Below are 15,870 nucleotides of genomic sequence, written 5' to 3'. Positions count from 1 at the left end.
CACAAGACGCTACCCGGCGATAATGGCCGCATGAATCACATCCGGTGCACCGGTACTCGCGAGGCCTACCGCAACGCCTGGATGACGTTGCGCGAAGACACGATTCACCGGCCCGACGGGTCCACCGGAATCTACGGTGTGGTGGACAAGCCCACGTATGCGCTGATCATCGCCCGCCACGAGGATTCCTTCCGGCTGGTGGAGCAGTTCCGCTACCCCCTCGGGTTGCGGCGGTGGGAGTTTCCCCAGGGCACCGCACCCGACCGTGCGGAACTGGAGCCCGCTGAACTGGCCGAGCGCGAGCTGCGCGAGGAGACCGGGCTGCGGGCGACCACCATGACACCGCTGGGGATGTTGGACGTCGCACCGGGAATGAGCAGCCAGCGCGGGCGGGTGTTCTTGGCCACGGGCCTCACCGAGGGCGAGCCCGAACTGGAGCTCGAGGAGCAGGATCTGCGCAGCGCCTGGTTCGAGCGCGCCGCGGTCGAGGCGATGATCCGCTCCGGAGAGATCACCGACGCCCAGTCGATCGCGGCGTGGACGCTGCTACAACTGCACGAACGCCGGTAACCATGTAATACAGCGGTCATCGCTGCGGAAAGTTCACGAAACGCGGGGCACCAAAGATGACGCAATGACCCTGGCGAAAATTGTCACCGAAGGGCGGCCGGCGCAGCGCCCCGTCGACGACATCCCCCCGCTGAAGCGGCTGCTCCCGCTGGGCATCCAGCACGTGCTGGCCATGTACGCCGGCGCGGTGGCGGTGCCGCTGATCGTGGGCGGCGCCATGGTGGGCGCCGGTCAGCTGCAGCAGTCCGACATCGTGCACCTGATCATGGCCGACCTGTTCGTCGCCGGTATCGCGACCATCATCCAGGCGGTCGGTTTCTGGCGGTTCGGGGTGCGCCTGCCGCTGATGCAAGGGGTGACGTTCGCCGCCGTGGGTCCGATGATCACCATCGGCACCACCCACGGTGTGACGGCCATCTACGGCTCGGTGATCGCGTGCGGTCTGTTCATGATGCTGCTGGCGCCGGTGTTCGGCAGGCTCATCCGGTTCTTCCCGCCGCTGGTCACGGGCACCATCATCCTGATCATCGGGGTGTCGCTGATGCGGGTGGCGGCCGGCTGGTTCGGCGGCGGCACCGGGCCCAGCTTCGGTGACCCCAAGGCCATCGGGATGGGGTTCTTCACCCTCGTGGTGATCATCGCTATCGAGCGGTTCGCCCCTGAGGGCATGCGCCGGGTGTCGATCCTGCTGGGTCTGATGATCGGCACCGTCGTGGCGATCCCGCTGGGGATGACCGACTGGAGCCACATGGGTGACTACGACTGGGTGGGATTCGTCGCGCCGTTCCAGTTCGGGCTGCCGTCCTTCCAGGTCAGCTCCATCATCGCCCTGCTGATCGTGGCGATCGTGATCATGACGGAGACCACGGGTGACATCGTGGCCGTCGGCGAGATCGTCGACGAGAAGATCACCCCGCAGCGGCTGGCCGACGGACTGCGGGCCGACGGGCTGGGCACCGTCATCGGCGGCGTCTTCAACACCTTCCCCTACACGGCGTTCGCGCAGAACGTCGGTCTGGTGGCCATCACCGGTGTCAAGACCCGCCACGTGGCGACCGTCGCCGGTGTCATCCTGGTGCTGCTGGGCTTGCTGCCGAAGATGGCGGCGGTGGTCGAAGGCATCCCGCTGCCCGTACTCGGGGGTGCGGGTGTCGCTCTGTTCGGCATGGTGGCCGCCAGTGGCGTGCGCACGCTGACCAAGGTGAAATTCGACAACACCAACATCCTGGTGGTGGCCATCTCGGTGGGTGTCGCGATGCTGACCGAGGCCAAGCTGTACTACACCAACCGCGAGATCGCCGACACGCCCGTCAACGTCGCACTCGACCTGTACTACCAGTTCCCGGACTGGTTCCAGACCGTCTTCCACTCCGGCATCTCCGCCGGTGCCATCACCGCGATCGTGCTCAATCTGCTGTTGAACACCAAACGAGATGTACCCGAAGAGGATTCGCAGTTGGCGGCCTATGACGCACCCCGCGGTGCGCTGCCCGACCCGCTGGATGCGCTGCGGGCAGCCGATCCCTCGACACCACCGGAGCGGCTGCGCGCGCTGGCCGAGGAACGCCCCGAGCTGCACACCATCATCGTCACCAACCCCTCGACGGACCGGGCCACCTGCGACTGGATCCGGGAGCAGGGCAACCCGCAGGTGGCCACCGTCTACGAGAAGTGGGACGACGTGACCGAAGGCCGGTTCTCCAAGCGCAGCCGGGACTGAGGAAGCGGCTGCGTAAAATAGCTGGATGTCAATCGATGCCGATGACTCCGCCAGCAAGCACAAACCACTGCTGGTGCTCGGCAAGATCACCGAGATCCTGGACGCGTTCTCGCTGTCGAAACCGTCGATGACATTGGGTGAGCTCCAGCAGGCCACAGGACTGCCGACGTCCACGGTGCAGCGGCTGGTGACCAACATGGCCGCCCAGGGTTTCCTGGACCGGGTGGGCGATCAGGTACGAATCGGGACCCGGATGGCGTACTGGGCCGCATCCGCGATGAAGGATCTCGACATCCTGACCATCCTCAAGCCGGTGCTCGCCGAAATACGCGACACCACAGGCGAAACCGCGTGCTTCTTCCGGGTCGAGGACAGGTACCGGGTGTGCGTGGCCATTGCCGAGACGCGCCATGCACTGCGGCGGGAGATGCACGTCGGCAAGATCATCCCGCTGCACGTCGGGTCTGCCGGGCGTGTGCTGCTGGCGTGGAATCCCCATCTGGCCGAACAGATCCTGGCCGGGCCGCTGGAGTCGATGACGGACACGACGGTCACCAGTGCCGACGAACTGCGCACCCTGATCGCGAAGGCGCGGGCCGACGGTTATGCCATCAGTGCGGGTGAGCGCGAGGATTCCGCGTCGGGCCTGTCGGCTCCGGTGTTCGACTCGGCCGGAGACGTGGTCGGTGCCCTGATGATCAGCGGCCCCACCCTGCGGCTGCCGCTGGCGAAATGCGAGGAATGGGTGGACCTGCTGGTCGGGTATGCCGAGCAGGTCACCCGAACCCTCGGCGGACGAATCGTCGCGTGAGCGTCAACGCCTGCCGGTGACGGCGGGTGGCGGTGTCCGGCGAATCGTTCGACATCAGGCGGTTTCGGCGGCCATCACCCACGGGAAGGCAAGTGCCTCCGAGCGGGCGCCCTGGGCGGTCTTGGAGCGGTTGGGTTCGCCGAGCTCGGCCAGCATCGTGTCGGTGAGTCCCACCATGGCCGCCAAGGTGTCCGGGGTGAACCAGTGCGGCTGGGTGGCGAACAGCAGGTCCTCGCTCGAGGTGTTGCCGCTGGCGCCGGGCGCGAAGGGGCAACCTCCGAGACCGCCCAGGGAGCCGTCCACCAGTTCTGCCCCGGCGTTGATGGCGGCCAGCGTGTTCGCCACACCGAGGCCCCAGGTGTCGTGTCCGTGGAACACCAAGCGTCGCTGGGGTGTCCGCGTCCGTGCCGCGTCGAACAGTGCGGTCACCTGGGCCGGCACCGCCTGACCCAGGGTGTCGCACAGCACCAGGTCGGCGGCTCCTTCCGTGCGGGGGTCATCGGCGATGGCGATCACCGATTCCAGCGCAACCTCACCCTCGAAGGGGCAGGTGAACGCGGTGGCGATGCACAGTTCGATGGAACCCCCGACATCGTGGGCGATGCGTGCCGCGTCGGGGAAGGCCGCGATGCTGGTCTCGGTGGGACGCCCGATGTTGGCCTGGTTGTGCGCATTCGAGGCCGACAGGCAGTACTGGAACCGGCGGGCTCCGGCAGCGGCGGCCTTCTCGATGTGACGCGGTGTGGCGACCCAGACCCAGCAGCGTTCCAGTTCCTCGGAGGTGAGCTCGCCGATGACGTCGAGGGTGTTGGCCATCGGCGGCACCAGGTCCCCGCGGGCCATCGAGCCGATCTCCAGCTCCGGAACCCCGAATGCCAGTAACTGCCTGGCGATCTCGACCTTGCGCTCGGTGGACAGCAGTTTGCCGGTCAACTGCAGGCCGTCACGCAAGGTGACGTCACGAAGTCCGGCGCGGGGTGAGTAGGGATGCGTCATTCGTGCGCTCCTGTGGTCGCGTCGCTGCCGAGCAGTTCGGTGAGCACGTCCTCGGTGTGCTCACCCAGATCCGGTCCTACGTTGCGGATGGGAAGTGAGGCTTGGCCGATCACCGGAACGATGCCGGGAAATCCCACGGTGGACAGATGATCCCCGCCGGCGTCGACGGCGAAGTCCTGGATCATGTTTCGTGCGGCGTACTGCTGGTCGGTGCAGATATCGGCCGCGGTGTAGATGGGGCCGGACGGCACCCCGGCCTCGTCGAGCAGCGCCAGTGCCTCGTCGCGAGTGTGCCGACGGGTCCACTCGCCGATCGCGGCGTCCAGTTCGTCACGCCGTAACCACCGTCCGGCGTTGGTCTGCAGGTCAGGGTCGCCGGCCAGATCCGGCCTGCCGATGAGCTGCATGTACCGGCCGTAGATCCCGTCACCGTTGCCCGCGATGATGATGCTGGCCCCGTCGCTGCAGGGGTAGGCGTTGGTGGGGGCGATACCTTCCATCCGCCCGCCGACACGTTCCCGCTTCACCCCGTAGGCGAGATAGTCCGGCACCAGGGACTCCATCACCGACAGGATGGACTCGTTGAGTGCGACGTCGATGATGCGCTGCTGCAACTCGATTGGCGCACCACCGGAGTTCCGGTTGGCCTCGCGCTGGAACAGCGACATGACGGTGCCGAAGGCCGCATAGATCCCGGCGATCGAGTCGCCGATCGACACCCCGACACGCACCGGGGGGCGGTCGGGGTCGCCGACGAGTTCGCGCAGGCCGCCGACGGCTTCGGCGACGGCGGCGAATCCGGGACGCTTCGACAGCGGTCCGGTCTGGCCGAACGCCGAGATCCTGGTGATCACCAGATCGGGGTTGGCCTCGTTGAGCACCTCCGGTCCCAGGCCCCATTTTTCCAGGGTGCCGGGCCGGAAGTTCTCCAGCAGCACGTCGCAGTGCCGCACCAGGTCCAGCACCAGTTGGCGACCTCGGTCGGTCTTGAGGTCGAGCACGATGGACTTCTTGTTCCGGTTGATGGTGCGAAAGAGCATCGACGTGGTGCCGGCGTAGAGGCGCCAGTTCCTCAGTTCGTCGCCGGTCTCGGGCCGTTCCACCTTGATGACCTCGGCACCGAAGTCGGCCAGCATTCGCCCCGCGGTGGGGGCGGCGATGTAGTTGCCGAGTTCGAGGACACGAACACCGTCGAGCGGTCGAATAGTGCTGTCGGACATCAACTTTCCTCCTCTTCTGCAGCTGGTCAGACCAGCGCGCTCATCGGCAGGATCAACAGGATGGCCACCACGGACGCCACCGAGACGCCGACGGTGCAGGTTTTGAGCGTGCCGCGGGAACTCTGCCCCAGCAGCGACTGCAGCAGCCAGAAGGTGTTGCTGGTGACGTGGACGGCGAACAGCGAGCCCGCGCCGGCCGCAAGTGCCAGCATCACCGGGTCGATGCCGAGGATCGGGACCACCGGCGCCAGGATGCCCGCTGCCGTGATCGCCGAGATGGTGACCGAGCCGACGGCAATGTGCAGCACTGCGGCCACCGCCCACACCATCAGCAGCGGCGCAGCGTGACTGGCGGTGAAGTACTGCCCCAGGATGTCACCGAGTCCGGTGGCCTTGATGGTCGCGGCCAACGATCCACCGACACCGGTGAGGATGAGGATCTGACCGCTCTCTTTGAAGCCGGTGGCGATGGCGCGCTCGATGTGCTGGGCGCCGAAGGCATACCGTCCGATCAGGCTGGTGCCGATGAGACCGAGCAGCAAGGCCACAACGGGCTGTGACAGGAAAGTCACCACCGGGGTGTGGATGCCGGCGACGTCGAGAATGGCGCCGGTCGCGATCAGCAGAAGCGACATCAGCAGTGGCCCGAAGATGACGATCAACGGGGTGTGGGCACGCACGCGGGTGGGTTTGGTGGCCACGGCGACACCGCCTGCCGGCGAGGTCTCCGAGCCGTCTGGCTCGGGTTCGCCGCCCAGGAACTCCTGCTCGTCCTTCTCGGGGTCCCACCAGCCATGGTTGAACAGGAACGACATGATGGCCACCGAGATCGCGACTGTCGGGATCACCAGCGCGACACCGAAGAGCAGCATCTTGCCCAGCGGCACGCCGAGCACACCGGCGAGTGCCAGCGCGGCGACGCCGGGGACGGTCAAGACGATGCCGCACTCCAGCCCGATCGCCATCGCGGTGGCCATCCGGGCGGTGCCGTTCTTGCCGATCTTCTTGGACAGGTCGCGGGCCAGTGGAGCAGACATCACCAGCAGCACGTCGAGGAAGATCGACTGCAGGAAGGTGGCGATGGTCAAGGACATCGCATACGGCATCCGTTTGGGGCCGAACACTTTCAGCAGCGTCGCGACCAGGCGCTGGATGGCACCCATCTCCTGCAGCATGGCGCCCATCAGGACGCCGAAGGCGATCAGCAAACCGACCTCGGCCATGATCTCACCGAAGCCCCCGGTGACGGCATCGATGGTCTGCTCGATGCCGAGCTTGGTGGACAGGCCCAGGTAGAGCGACCCGAGTACCAGAGCCACCACCGGGTTGAACTTGAACCGAACGATCAGCACGACGACGGCCAGGATGGCGACAGCCGTGTTGATCATGATCGCGATGTCTGACATGCGCTTTCTCCATCAATTCGCACCAACGGTGGTGCGGATGCATGACCCCCGGCTCACGTTACGCGGGGTGTGACGCGAACCACGTCACGCTTACAATATGAACATATACTCACCATATAAGCAATACGCCAGGTGGGGCGGCATCCCACCCCTTGTTTTGACGCTGGTCCACGCCCCGGCCGGCGGCAGTGCGGGCACCAGCGGTGTGGCCTGCAGCAGCGCGCAGTACGCAGTGCGCGCTCCAAAAGCTCTGCTGCACTGCAGGTCTGACAGTGCCGATACTCCAGCCGCGGCACCGCGCGGTCGTCGAGAGGGTTGAACACCGGCCACCCGACCAGAAGAACAAGCCGCGCACACCGCGGTGGAGCATGTACTGCCCCCTACGGATGGGCATTCCCGACGGCTGCAGGCCGCCGCGGCGGCGCAACCTGCCCCGGTTCTCCGCTCCGGCAACGCCACCGACACCGTCGTGCATCGACTCCATAACGACTGACGACGGCGTCGATTCCAGGCGGAATTCGGTCAGATGCGGCTATTACGGTGGTGTTTCGAGCACCGAGCATAGGGAACAACATGGCCGTCCGTCGTCTGCGCACCCAGTGGCGCGCGGTGATCGCCGTGCTGGCGATCACCGCGGGTATGGGCACGTCGGTGGTCACCGCGCACGCGGCGGGTCAAAACTGGTCGGGACGGTTCACCGTGGTGACATACGCCGCGCAGAAGGCGGGTACCAGCGCGGCGGCACAGCAGCCCGAGCCGAATTTCAGCGCCCAGTACACCTTCGTCACGCAGTGCTCGTCTCGCTGCGTGGCCACCGTCGTCGACGGCCCCGCCCCGAGCAACCCGACCATTCCACAACCGCAGCGGTACGTGTGGGACGGAACGCAGTGGATGTTCGCCTACGACTGGCAGTGGGAGTGCTACCACGGCGAGGGCGCCCCGCGACTGTTCAGTCCCGCGCAGTCGTGGGTGTTCTACACACCGCAGCCCGATGGCTCGTTGCAGGGCACTTGGCACACCGACATCCTCGCCGGCGCCTGCCGCGGCAACGTCATCATGCCGGTGGCGGCCTACCCCGCCTGAGCCACCTCGATCACTTGGGCCGCAATGAGCTCCGGTTCACTGATGGGGACCATGTGCCCGGCAGTGCGGGCGGGAACGTATTCGGCGCCCGCATGTGCCTGCGCGGTCGCCAGATGCGCGCGCACCAGTTCCGCGCGCATGCGCCGTTCGAACCGACCGGCCCGTTGACCGGAGATCACCCGGATCGGGAGATCGCCGAAAGCCAAGGGGCGCTGCAGTAGTCCCGACAACTCGGAGACCACCTCGCGTTCCTCGGCGGCCACCGCCGCGGCGGCGCGTGGGCTGTAGGACGACTCGACCACCGCCTGACGCAGCCGCTGCGGCAGCCGCTCGAGGCTCGAACGGGCCATGCGCGCCAGCAGTCCCAACCGCGCCAACGGAACAACGACCCGGGACTGCACTGCGAACTGCCACCGCACGGCTGGCTCGAAGAACATCGGGTCGTTCTCATCACTTTGATCCACCAGCACCAGCCCGGCCACATCGTCACGCCCGACCGCGGCCACCCGCACGATCGGACCGCCCCAACTGTGCCCCACCAGGATCGCCCTCCGGTGCGGGAAGGCGTCGATGACGGAGCGGAGATCTGCTGCCAGGACATCCAGCGTGCGGCGCCCGTCGAACGGATCACTGCCACCCATGCCCGCCCGGTCGTAGGCCACCACGCGGAAATCATTGCGCAGCAACTGGACAACGGCGTGCCAATACAACGCGCTGGCTCCCAGCCCCGCTTCCAGTACCACCAACGTGTCGCCGTCACCGTCGACCATGGTGCGCAGTCGCCGGCCGCCGGGCGTCGTCACCATCACGTCGTCGCCCAGCAGGCCGGCACCCGGAAGCGAGGTCACGCCGATGAGCCTACCTACCGTCGGCGCTCCCCCAGTGCCCGCAGGAAGAACGTCAGGTTGGCCGGACGCTCTGCGAGGCGGCGGACGAAGTAGCCGTACCACTCGGTGCCGAAGGGCACATACACTCGCAGGTGGTCACCGCGCATGGTCAGGCGACGCTGCTCGGCATCCCGGATGCCGTACAGCATCTGGTATTCGAATTCATCGGTACCACGTCCGTATTCACGGGCCAGGCCGGGCACCAGGTCGAGGATCTCGGGATCGTGCGAGGCCACCATCGGATAACCCCGGCCCTCCATCAGGATTCGCAGGCACGTCACATACGAGTCGGTGACGTCGTCGGCGTCGCGGAACGCCACCGACGCCGGTTCGTCATATGCGCCCTTGCACAACCGGATCCGGGCGCCGGAGGCGGCGAACTCGGCACAGTCGGCCCTGGTGCGCCGCAGGTAGGACTGCAGAACCGTGCCCAGCCAGTCGAACTCGACGCGCAGGTCTCGCACGATGGACAGCGTCGAGTCGGTGGTGGTGTGGTCTTCGGCGTCCACCGTCACCCAGGCGCCGACGTCGCGCGCCTTGGCGCAGATGGTGTGGGCATTCTCCAGCGCGATCTTGGCGCCGTCGCGCGGGAGCGCCTGCCCCAGTGCGGACAGCTTCAGCGACACCTCGAGTGGTTGCGGTCCGACTGCCGTCTCGGCACGTTCGCCCAGCGCATCGAGTAGTTGCAGGTAGGCGGCCACCGTGGCGTCTGCTGCGTCAGTGTCGGCGACGTCCTCACCCAAGTAGTCGATGGTGACGAACCGTTTCGAGTCCCGCAGCACAGCAACGGAATCCATCACGTCGCCAATCGACTCACCGGGGACGAAGCGGTTGACCACGGTGCGGGTGAGTTGTACCCGTTCGGCGGTGCGGCGCAGGCGAGAGGACCGGCCGGCCGCCAGGATCGTGGGGCGGGCGACTTTCGCGAAGAGGGACATCATGGCTCCATGTGCGGGTAGGTGTGCCGGGTCGGTGCCACGAAGGTCTCCTTGATGGAGCGCGCCGACGTCCAGCGCAGCAGGTTCAGCGACGAACCGGCCTTGTCGTTGGTGCCCGAGGCCCGCGATCCGCCGAAGGGCTGCTGCCCCACCACCGCGCCGGTGGGCTTGTCATTGACGTAGAAGTTGCCAGCGGCGTAACGCAACCGGTTCTCGGCTTCGACAATCGCTGCCCTGTCATCGGCGATCACCGCGCCGGTGAGACCGTATTTCGAGCCGGTGTCGATGACGCCGAGGATGTCGCGGTACTGGTCGTCGGGGTACACGTGCACCGCGAGGATGGGCCCGAAGTACTCCGTCGAGAAGGCCTCGTCGCGGGGATCGTCGGACAACAGCACCGTGGGGCGGACGAAATAGCCTTCGCTGTCGTCGTATTCACCGCCCGCGGCCACCGTCACTCCGGCCGCGCCCTTGGCCCGTTCGATGGCGGCGACGTTTTTGGCGAACGCCCGCTCATCGATGAGCGCGCCTCCGTAGTGGGACAGATCGGTGACGTCGCCGTAGCTCAGCGCCTCGGTGGCGCTGAGGAAGTCATCACCAATCCGGGCCCACACCGACCGCGGGATGAACGCCCGCGAAGCGGCCGAGCATTTCTGCCCCTGGTAGTCGAAGGCTCCGCGAATCAGGGCAGTCTGCAACACCTCCGGGCGGGCGCTGCTGTGCGCCACCACAAAGTCCTTGCCGCCGGTCTCACCGACCAGTCGGGGTAGGTGTGGTACCGGTTGATGTTCGTACCGACCTCCTTCCACAGGTGCTGGAAAGTGGCGGTGGAACCGGTGAAGTGTATGCCGGCCAGCCGGGGGTCGGACAGCGCCACGTCGGAGACGGCGTAGCCGTCACCGGTGACGAGGTTGATGACACCGGGCGGCAAGCCCGCGGCCTCGAGCACCTGCATGGTCAGATAGGCCGAAAAGCTCTGGGTGACAGACGGTTTCCACACCACTGTGTTCCCCATCAGTGCCGGGGCGGTGGGCAGGTTGCCCGCGATGGCGGTGAAGTTGAACGGAGTGACGGCGTAGACGAATCCCTCCAACGGCCGGTAGTCGGTGCGGTTCCACACCCCGGGGCCGCTGGCCGGTTGCTGCTGCATGATCTGACGGGCGAAGGCGACGTTGAAGCGCCAGAAGTCCACGAGTTCACATGGGGCGTCGATCTCGGCCTGATAGGCGGTCTTGGACTGGCCCAACATGGTGGCGGCGGCGATGGTTTCTCGCCACGGTCCGGCCAGCAGGTCGGCGGCGCGCAGGAAAACCGCGGCCCGCTCGTCGAAGGACGTGTCCGCCCAGGCGGCCTTGGCAGCCAGTGCGGCGTCGACGGCGGCGGCGGCCTCCGTCGTCCCGGCATTGGTCAGGGTGCCCAGCACGGCGTGGTGGTTGTGGGGCTGCACCACGTCGATGCGGGCACCGTCCCCCATGCGGTGGGCACCGCCGATCACGTGAGGCAGGTCGCGGGGTTCGACGGCCAGGTCGCGCAGGGCGGCGGTGAGCCGGCCGCGTTCAGCAGAGCCGGGGGCGTACTCATGGACCGGTTCGTTGGTGGCCGGCGGAACTGCGGTGATGGCGTCCATGTCACTAGGTTCCCGCAGCCGCCACGCTGCACGCTTAGCCGATCAGCCAAACATCCTTGCCTCAGATAGTAGAATCGGCCAATGGGTTCCGCGGCCGGCCTCGGCTTGGGCCAGCTGCTCCTGGCGCTCGACGCCACAATGGTCAGCCTGGTGCAGGCACCCCGCGGCCTCGATGCCGCGGTGGGATCGGCGGCGCTGATCGACACCGACGATGTCCGGCTGGGCCTGGCGAAGGCCGCCAGGTCCGCAGACGTGTTCCTGTTGCTGGGACTCGGCGACGACGACGCGGTGGACTGGCTGCGCAAGCAGACCCGCGACCGCGCACCCATCGCGGTGTTCATCAAGCAACCGTCGAAGCAACTGGTGGCTGCCGCCACAGCGGCCGGGACCGCAGTGGTGGCTGTCGACCCCCGCGCCCGGTGGGAACGGTTGTACCGCTTGATCATCCACGTGTTCGACCACCACGGTGATTCGCTGGGCGAGTCGGGCACCGATCTGTTCGGGCTGGCTCAGTCCATCGCGGACCGCACTCACGGCATGGTGAGCATCGAGGACTCCGAATCCCACGTGCTGGCCTACTCGGCATCCAACGACGAGGCCGACGAGCTGCGCAGGTTGTCGATCCTCGGCCGGGCCGGACCCGCCGAACACCTGGCCTGGATCGGAAAATGGGGCATCTTCGACGCGCTGCGCTCCAGCGACGAGGTGGTGCGGGTGGCCGAGCGCCCCGAGTTGGGGCTGCGACCCCGGCTGGCGGTCGGCGTCCGCCCACCGAATCCCGACAGCAGGCGTGCCCCACAGTTCGCCGGCACCATCTGGGTGCAACAGGGCTCACGACCACTGGCCGACGACGCCGAGGACGTGCTGCGCGGTGCCGCGGTGCTGGCCGGACGCATCATGTCGCGGCTGACCACCACCCCGTCCACCCACACCGTGCGGTTGCACGAATTGCTGGGTCTGCGAGACGACGACGTCGATGTGGCGGCGGTGGCCCGCGAACTGGGGATAGCCGACGACGGCCGGGCGGCTTTGATCGGTTTCGACACCTCGACAGCCACGCCACGGCTGGCCGAGGTGCTGGCGCTGAGCGCCAGTGCGTTTCGCGCGGACGCCCAGGTGGCTCCACACGGGTCACGGGTGTATGTGCTGTTCCCCCGGACCTCGCGGGTGGCAGCGGTGATGTCCTGGATTCGCGGCACCATCACCGCGCTGCGTACCGAACTGGGGCTGCAGCTGTGGGCGGTGATCGCGGCGCCGGTGGCGGGTCTGACCGCAGTGGGCAGCGCACGTACCGAGGTGGACCGCGTGCTCGACAGCGCGGCACGCCACCCGGGGATGCGCAGCTCGGTGACGTCGTTGGCCGAGGCCAGAACCACGGTACTGCTCGACGAGATGGTGACGTTCCTCAGTGCCAACGAGCACCTGATCGATCCGCGGGTGCGACTGCTGCGCGAGACGGATGCCGCACTGGCCGAGACGTTGCGCTGCTACCTGGACAGTTTCGGCGATGTGGCCGCGGCTGCGCGCGAACTGCACGTGCATCCCAATACCGTGCGGTACCGGGTCCGCCGCATCGAGGAGATACTCACCACGTCACTGGCGGATCCCGATGTGCGCCTGGTGCTTTCGCTGAGTCTGCGCGCCGTTCCCGCTTAGCCAGGCCCCGCCGCATCGGCGAGCGGGCAATCAGCTGACCGTCAGCGCGCCCAGCGCCGACTGCACCCGTTCGGGCAGCGACCCGCCGTGATCCAGCCAGTCGTCGAGTGCGATGCGCACTGACGCCATGGCCAGGGCTCCCAGCAGTCGAGGCCGCGGATCGTCGGCGCGGAGATCGGCGAACCGCGGCGCCACCAGGTCGGCGATCACCGTCTCGTATCCCACGTACACCTGCAGGGTCCACGCGCTCAGCGCCGGCGAGGTGCGGGTCAACTGAGCAAGGTCACGCACCTGGGCGTCGATGGCCTCGAAGCCCTCTGCCAACTGGACAAAAGCAGCCAGCACCGTCTCGCTGGCGGACAACTCGGCGGGGGCCGCGGCCACCGCGGCGGTGATCAGGTCCATCCACTGTCGCGAGATGCCCTCCGCGACGGCGGCTTCTTTGGAGTTGAAGTAGCGGAAGAACGTCGCTCGTCCCACCTCCGCGCTGTCGGAGATCTGCTCGACGGTGGTTCCCGACAGCCCGTTGGCAAGGACCAGCGAGGCGGCGGCAAACGCGATGCGCTCTCGGTTCGCCACGCGTTTGCGTTCAGACAGAGTCAGACTCTGGGGCATCGGACAACTATACGTGCCAGCAAATCCACCAAAAACGCATATGAGACGGAGTCTCGTGAGAGATGCTGTCTCGCATGGCTGACGATAGCGACAATTCGGCGCCGCTGACGCGACACTCGTGGAATCTGGTGCAGAAGATGCTGTCCGACGTCACCGAAATCGTGATGCGGGATGCGGAGTCCGAAGCCGAGCTCGCGGAGGGCCTGCGCGTGGTCGCCAAGGTGTCGGCACTGTGCGCCCAACTGTCGGTCGAGGCCGATCCCGACCACCCCCACTTCTTCGACATGTGCACACCCACTCGGATGGTCGGCGGTCCCAATCCCGACGGCAGCTACCACCTGGCCATGATCGACGGCACCCGGGCCTACCGCGTGACCGGGACCAGGGGCACGACTGCCTACCTGGGCCTGCAGGTCCTCGCCGGCACCGGCCTCACCCCCCGCCGGATGGCGGCCTATGTCAGTGACACCGAGTTGCCCGCCGGCGCCTTCACACTCGTGTTCTCCCACCACAAGCCCGCGGATATCGGCGACTCCCTGTGGATCGAGATCCCCGAGGACGCGTCCTCGATCGTCGTCCGCGAGTACATCGCCGACCCCACCACGGAGGTCCCGGCAACCCTTGACATCTCCGCCGTCGAGCTGCCGCCCCCCACTCCGGTGACCGATGCGGCGGTAGCTGACCAGTTCACCGCCATGGCCTGGACCATCCTCAAGCTCACCACACTGCACCGCACCATCGCCCCGGAGCTGCTCAGCGCGCCCAACACGCTGATCACCGCCGAAGCCGCCGCACTCGGCACCGCCGAGACCACCCCCGACAACCTCTACATGCTCGGCATGTTCCGCCTCGAGCCCGACCAGACGCTGCTGCTGAAGTTCGAAGCTCCTCAGACCCGGTACTGGAACGTGGCGCTGGAGAACATCTGGCACGAATGCATCGAGCCCCGCCGCCGACACAGCTCCGTCACCAACAAGGGCGTCACCCCGGACGCCGACGGCGTGGTGCGGATCGCCATCTCCGCAGGAGATTTCGGGTACGGGCACTGGCTCGACACCGGCGGACGACACCGCGGATTCGTGGTGGTGCGCTGGCTCGACAACCCGGCCGCACCCACTGTAGAGGTCACACTTCACAAGGGAGACAACGCATGACACTGCACGACCGCTTTGATCCCGACGAGCTGATCGATGTTGCGTGCGACGCCGCGGGCGGCCGCAACTTCGGCGACGCCTATGGCTGGAGTGACGGCCTGGAGCTGCTGTGCGACGGACTGGTCAACGAGGCCAAACTGTCTCCGCTGGGCGTCGAGATTGCCCATGCCGACGTGGTGCGCGCACTGGTCAACCGACTGCAGATGTTCGCCTGGCGCAAGGCCCATCCCGAGGTAGCCGAACAGCGCATCGAGCAGCCGGTGGTGATCGTCGGGCAACCGCGCACCGGTACCACCATCCTCTACGACCTGCTGTCCCTGGATCCCGAATTCCGCGCTCCCCTGACCTGGGAGGTGGACAACCCGGTGCCGCCGCCCCAGCCGCAGACCTATCGCGACGATCCGCGGATCGCAACGACGCAGGCCGGTATCGATCTCTCCGAACAGATCGCACCCGGGCTGCTGGCGTTGCACCCGATGGGCGCCCGCATGGGACAGGAGTGTGTGCGCATCTTCGGCAGCCAGTTCGCCAGCATGATCTTCTCGGTGCAATACCGGCTGCCCACGTACTACAAGTGGCTGCTGTACGACGCCGACCATTCCGGCGCTTACCGGTTTCACCGGATGTTCTTGCAGCACTTGCAATCCGGCGTCCCCGGGCAATGGCTGCTGAAATCACCGGCGCATCTGTGGCAGCTGGACACGCTGCTGGACGAGTACCCCGACGCCGTGGTGGTGCAGACCCACCGCGACCCGCTCAACGTCATCTCCTCGATCAGCGCGCTGACCCATCACCTGCGCCGCATGGCCACCGACGAGAGCACCATCGCCGAATGTGCGGCACAGTCCTACGAAGAGATCATCGTGGGTCTCGAGCGGGAGATGCGGGTGCGTGAGACTACTGGCTTACAGGTCATCGACGTGCTGTTCAACGACTTCATCCGCGACCCCTGGACCACGGTCAAGTCCGTCTACCAGCAACTCGGCCGGGAGCTGCGGCCCGACGTCGAACTGGCGATGCGCGAGCACCTGGCCGCCCATCCGGGCGACGGTGGGGTGGGCCGCTACACCTGGGCCGACACCGGACTCGACGCCGGCGAGGTCCGGGAACGCGTCCGCGGCTACCAGGACCGCTACGGCGTGCCGGACGAGCGACTGCGGTGAAGTAGCGCCGGCCCTCCCGGCTCG

13 protein-coding genes and 1 pseudogene are annotated in these 15,870 nt (G+C 67.0%); 7 read left to right on the top strand and 7 right to left on the bottom strand.

Annotation, left to right across the window (positions count from 1 at the left end; genetic code table 11):
- Positions 1–30: 30 nt before the first annotated feature.
- The 3 genes from BVC93_RS18425 (at position 31) to BVC93_RS18415 (ending at position 3,101) form a co-directional block, all read left to right on the top strand.
- Positions 31–570: an NUDIX domain-containing protein gene (locus BVC93_RS18425; protein ID WP_083738739.1), complete on the top strand. Its 540-nt coding sequence runs from the start codon at positions 31–33 to the stop codon at positions 568–570.
- Between the two features lie 64 nt (positions 571–634).
- The gene (locus BVC93_RS18420) at positions 635–2,290 is read left to right on the top strand and encodes a nucleobase:cation symporter-2 family protein (RefSeq protein WP_083738738.1); all 1,656 of its coding nucleotides are present in this window, start codon (positions 635–637) and stop codon (positions 2,288–2,290) included.
- Positions 2,291–2,315: 25 nt separating this feature from the next.
- Positions 2,316–3,101, top strand: coding sequence for an IclR family transcriptional regulator (locus tag BVC93_RS18415; protein WP_083738737.1), 786 nt, complete (start codon positions 2,316–2,318; stop codon positions 3,099–3,101).
- A 54-nt stretch (positions 3,102–3,155) separates the two neighbouring features.
- Here the strand turns inward: BVC93_RS18415 and BVC93_RS18410 are convergent, their stop codons facing one another.
- The 3 genes from BVC93_RS18410 to BVC93_RS18400 are packed head-to-tail and all read right to left on the bottom strand — an operon-like array spanning position 3,156 to position 6,723.
- Positions 3,156–4,097, bottom strand: coding sequence for a hydroxymethylglutaryl-CoA lyase (locus BVC93_RS18410; protein WP_083738736.1), 942 nt, complete (start codon positions 4,095–4,097; stop codon positions 3,156–3,158).
- Complete coding sequence (locus tag BVC93_RS18405; RefSeq protein WP_083738735.1) at positions 4,094–5,317, bottom strand: CaiB/BaiF CoA transferase family protein; 1,224 nt, start codon at positions 5,315–5,317, stop codon at positions 4,094–4,096. Before BVC93_RS18405 ends, BVC93_RS18410 begins: the two co-directional genes overlap by 4 nt.
- A 26-nt stretch (positions 5,318–5,343) precedes the next feature.
- Positions 5,344–6,723 (bottom strand): GntP family permease, encoded by a 1,380-nt coding sequence (locus tag BVC93_RS18400; RefSeq protein WP_083738734.1) that lies wholly within the window; start codon positions 6,721–6,723, stop codon positions 5,344–5,346.
- A gap of 573 nt (positions 6,724–7,296) precedes the next feature.
- Here BVC93_RS18400 and BVC93_RS18395 point away from each other — a divergent pair.
- Complete coding sequence (locus BVC93_RS18395; protein ID WP_083738733.1) at positions 7,297–7,806, top strand: hypothetical protein; 510 nt, start codon at positions 7,297–7,299, stop codon at positions 7,804–7,806.
- Here the strand turns inward: BVC93_RS18395 and BVC93_RS18390 are convergent.
- From BVC93_RS18390 to pruA, 3 genes and pseudogenes are all read right to left on the bottom strand, one after another.
- Entirely contained in the window at positions 7,794–8,654 is an 861-nt protein-coding gene (locus BVC93_RS18390) for an alpha/beta fold hydrolase (protein WP_197687503.1), read from the bottom strand. The genes BVC93_RS18395 and BVC93_RS18390 overlap by 13 nt on opposite strands.
- Positions 8,655–8,668: 14 nt before the next feature.
- Entirely contained in the window at positions 8,669–9,631 is a 963-nt protein-coding gene (locus BVC93_RS18385; protein ID WP_083741141.1) for a proline dehydrogenase family protein, read from the bottom strand.
- Positions 9,631–11,258: pseudogene (gene pruA, locus BVC93_RS18380) on the bottom strand (L-glutamate gamma-semialdehyde dehydrogenase). The gene BVC93_RS18385 and the pseudogene pruA overlap by 1 nt, the downstream one beginning before the upstream one ends.
- Before the next feature lie 81 nt (positions 11,259–11,339).
- Between pruA and BVC93_RS18375 the strand changes: the two are divergent.
- Positions 11,340–12,914, top strand: a complete 1,575-nt coding sequence (locus BVC93_RS18375) for a PucR family transcriptional regulator (RefSeq protein ID WP_083738732.1) — start codon at positions 11,340–11,342, stop codon at positions 12,912–12,914.
- 30 nt (positions 12,915–12,944) lie between these two features.
- Here BVC93_RS18375 and BVC93_RS18370 read toward each other — a convergent pair whose 3' ends face one another.
- Positions 12,945–13,529, bottom strand: coding sequence for an acyl-CoA-like ligand-binding transcription factor (locus BVC93_RS18370; protein ID WP_083738731.1), 585 nt, complete (start codon positions 13,527–13,529; stop codon positions 12,945–12,947).
- A 74-nt stretch (positions 13,530–13,603) separates the two neighbouring features.
- On the opposite strand from BVC93_RS18370, the gene BVC93_RS18365 reads away from it, so the two are divergent.
- The gene (locus tag BVC93_RS18365) at positions 13,604–14,683 is read left to right on the top strand and encodes a DUF1214 domain-containing protein (protein ID WP_236950018.1); all 1,080 of its coding nucleotides are present in this window, start codon (positions 13,604–13,606) and stop codon (positions 14,681–14,683) included.
- Positions 14,680–15,846, top strand: coding sequence for a sulfotransferase family protein (locus BVC93_RS18360; RefSeq protein ID WP_083738729.1), 1,167 nt, complete (start codon positions 14,680–14,682; stop codon positions 15,844–15,846). The genes BVC93_RS18365 and BVC93_RS18360 overlap by 4 nt, the downstream gene beginning before the upstream one ends.
- The last annotated feature ends 24 nt before the right edge of the window (positions 15,847–15,870 follow it).

The organism is Mycobacterium sp. MS1601 (assembly GCF_001984215.1).
GTDB lineage: Bacteria > Actinomycetota > Actinomycetes > Mycobacteriales > Mycobacteriaceae > Mycobacterium.
This window is presented reverse-complemented; position numbering and strand designations above follow the sequence as displayed.

Excerpts from the sequence above, each read along its gene's own strand:
- BVC93_RS18425 (WP_083738739.1), top strand. The coding sequence starts at position 31 with ATGAATCACATCCGGTGCACCGGTACTCGCGAGGCCTACCGCAACGCC.
- BVC93_RS18420 (WP_083738738.1), top strand. The coding sequence starts at position 635 with ATGACCCTGGCGAAAATTGTCACCGAAGGGCGGCCGGCGCAGCGCCCC.
- BVC93_RS18415 (WP_083738737.1), top strand. The coding sequence starts at position 2,316 with ATGTCAATCGATGCCGATGACTCCGCCAGCAAGCACAAACCACTGCTG.
- BVC93_RS18410 (WP_083738736.1), bottom strand. The coding sequence starts at position 4,097 with ATGACGCATCCCTACTCACCCCGCGCCGGACTTCGTGACGTCACCTTG.
- BVC93_RS18405 (WP_083738735.1), bottom strand. The coding sequence starts at position 5,317 with ATGTCCGACAGCACTATTCGACCGCTCGACGGTGTTCGTGTCCTCGAA.
- BVC93_RS18400 (WP_083738734.1), bottom strand. The coding sequence starts at position 6,723 with ATGTCAGACATCGCGATCATGATCAACACGGCTGTCGCCATCCTGGCC.
- BVC93_RS18395 (WP_083738733.1), top strand. The coding sequence starts at position 7,297 with ATGGCCGTCCGTCGTCTGCGCACCCAGTGGCGCGCGGTGATCGCCGTG.
- BVC93_RS18385 (WP_083741141.1), bottom strand. The coding sequence starts at position 9,631 with ATGTCCCTCTTCGCGAAAGTCGCCCGCCCCACGATCCTGGCGGCCGGC.
- BVC93_RS18375 (WP_083738732.1), top strand. The coding sequence starts at position 11,340 with ATGGGTTCCGCGGCCGGCCTCGGCTTGGGCCAGCTGCTCCTGGCGCTC.
- BVC93_RS18370 (WP_083738731.1), bottom strand. The coding sequence starts at position 13,529 with ATGCCCCAGAGTCTGACTCTGTCTGAACGCAAACGCGTGGCGAACCGA.
- BVC93_RS18365 (WP_236950018.1), top strand. The coding sequence starts at position 13,604 with ATGGCTGACGATAGCGACAATTCGGCGCCGCTGACGCGACACTCGTGG.
- BVC93_RS18360 (WP_083738729.1), top strand. The coding sequence starts at position 14,680 with ATGACACTGCACGACCGCTTTGATCCCGACGAGCTGATCGATGTTGCG.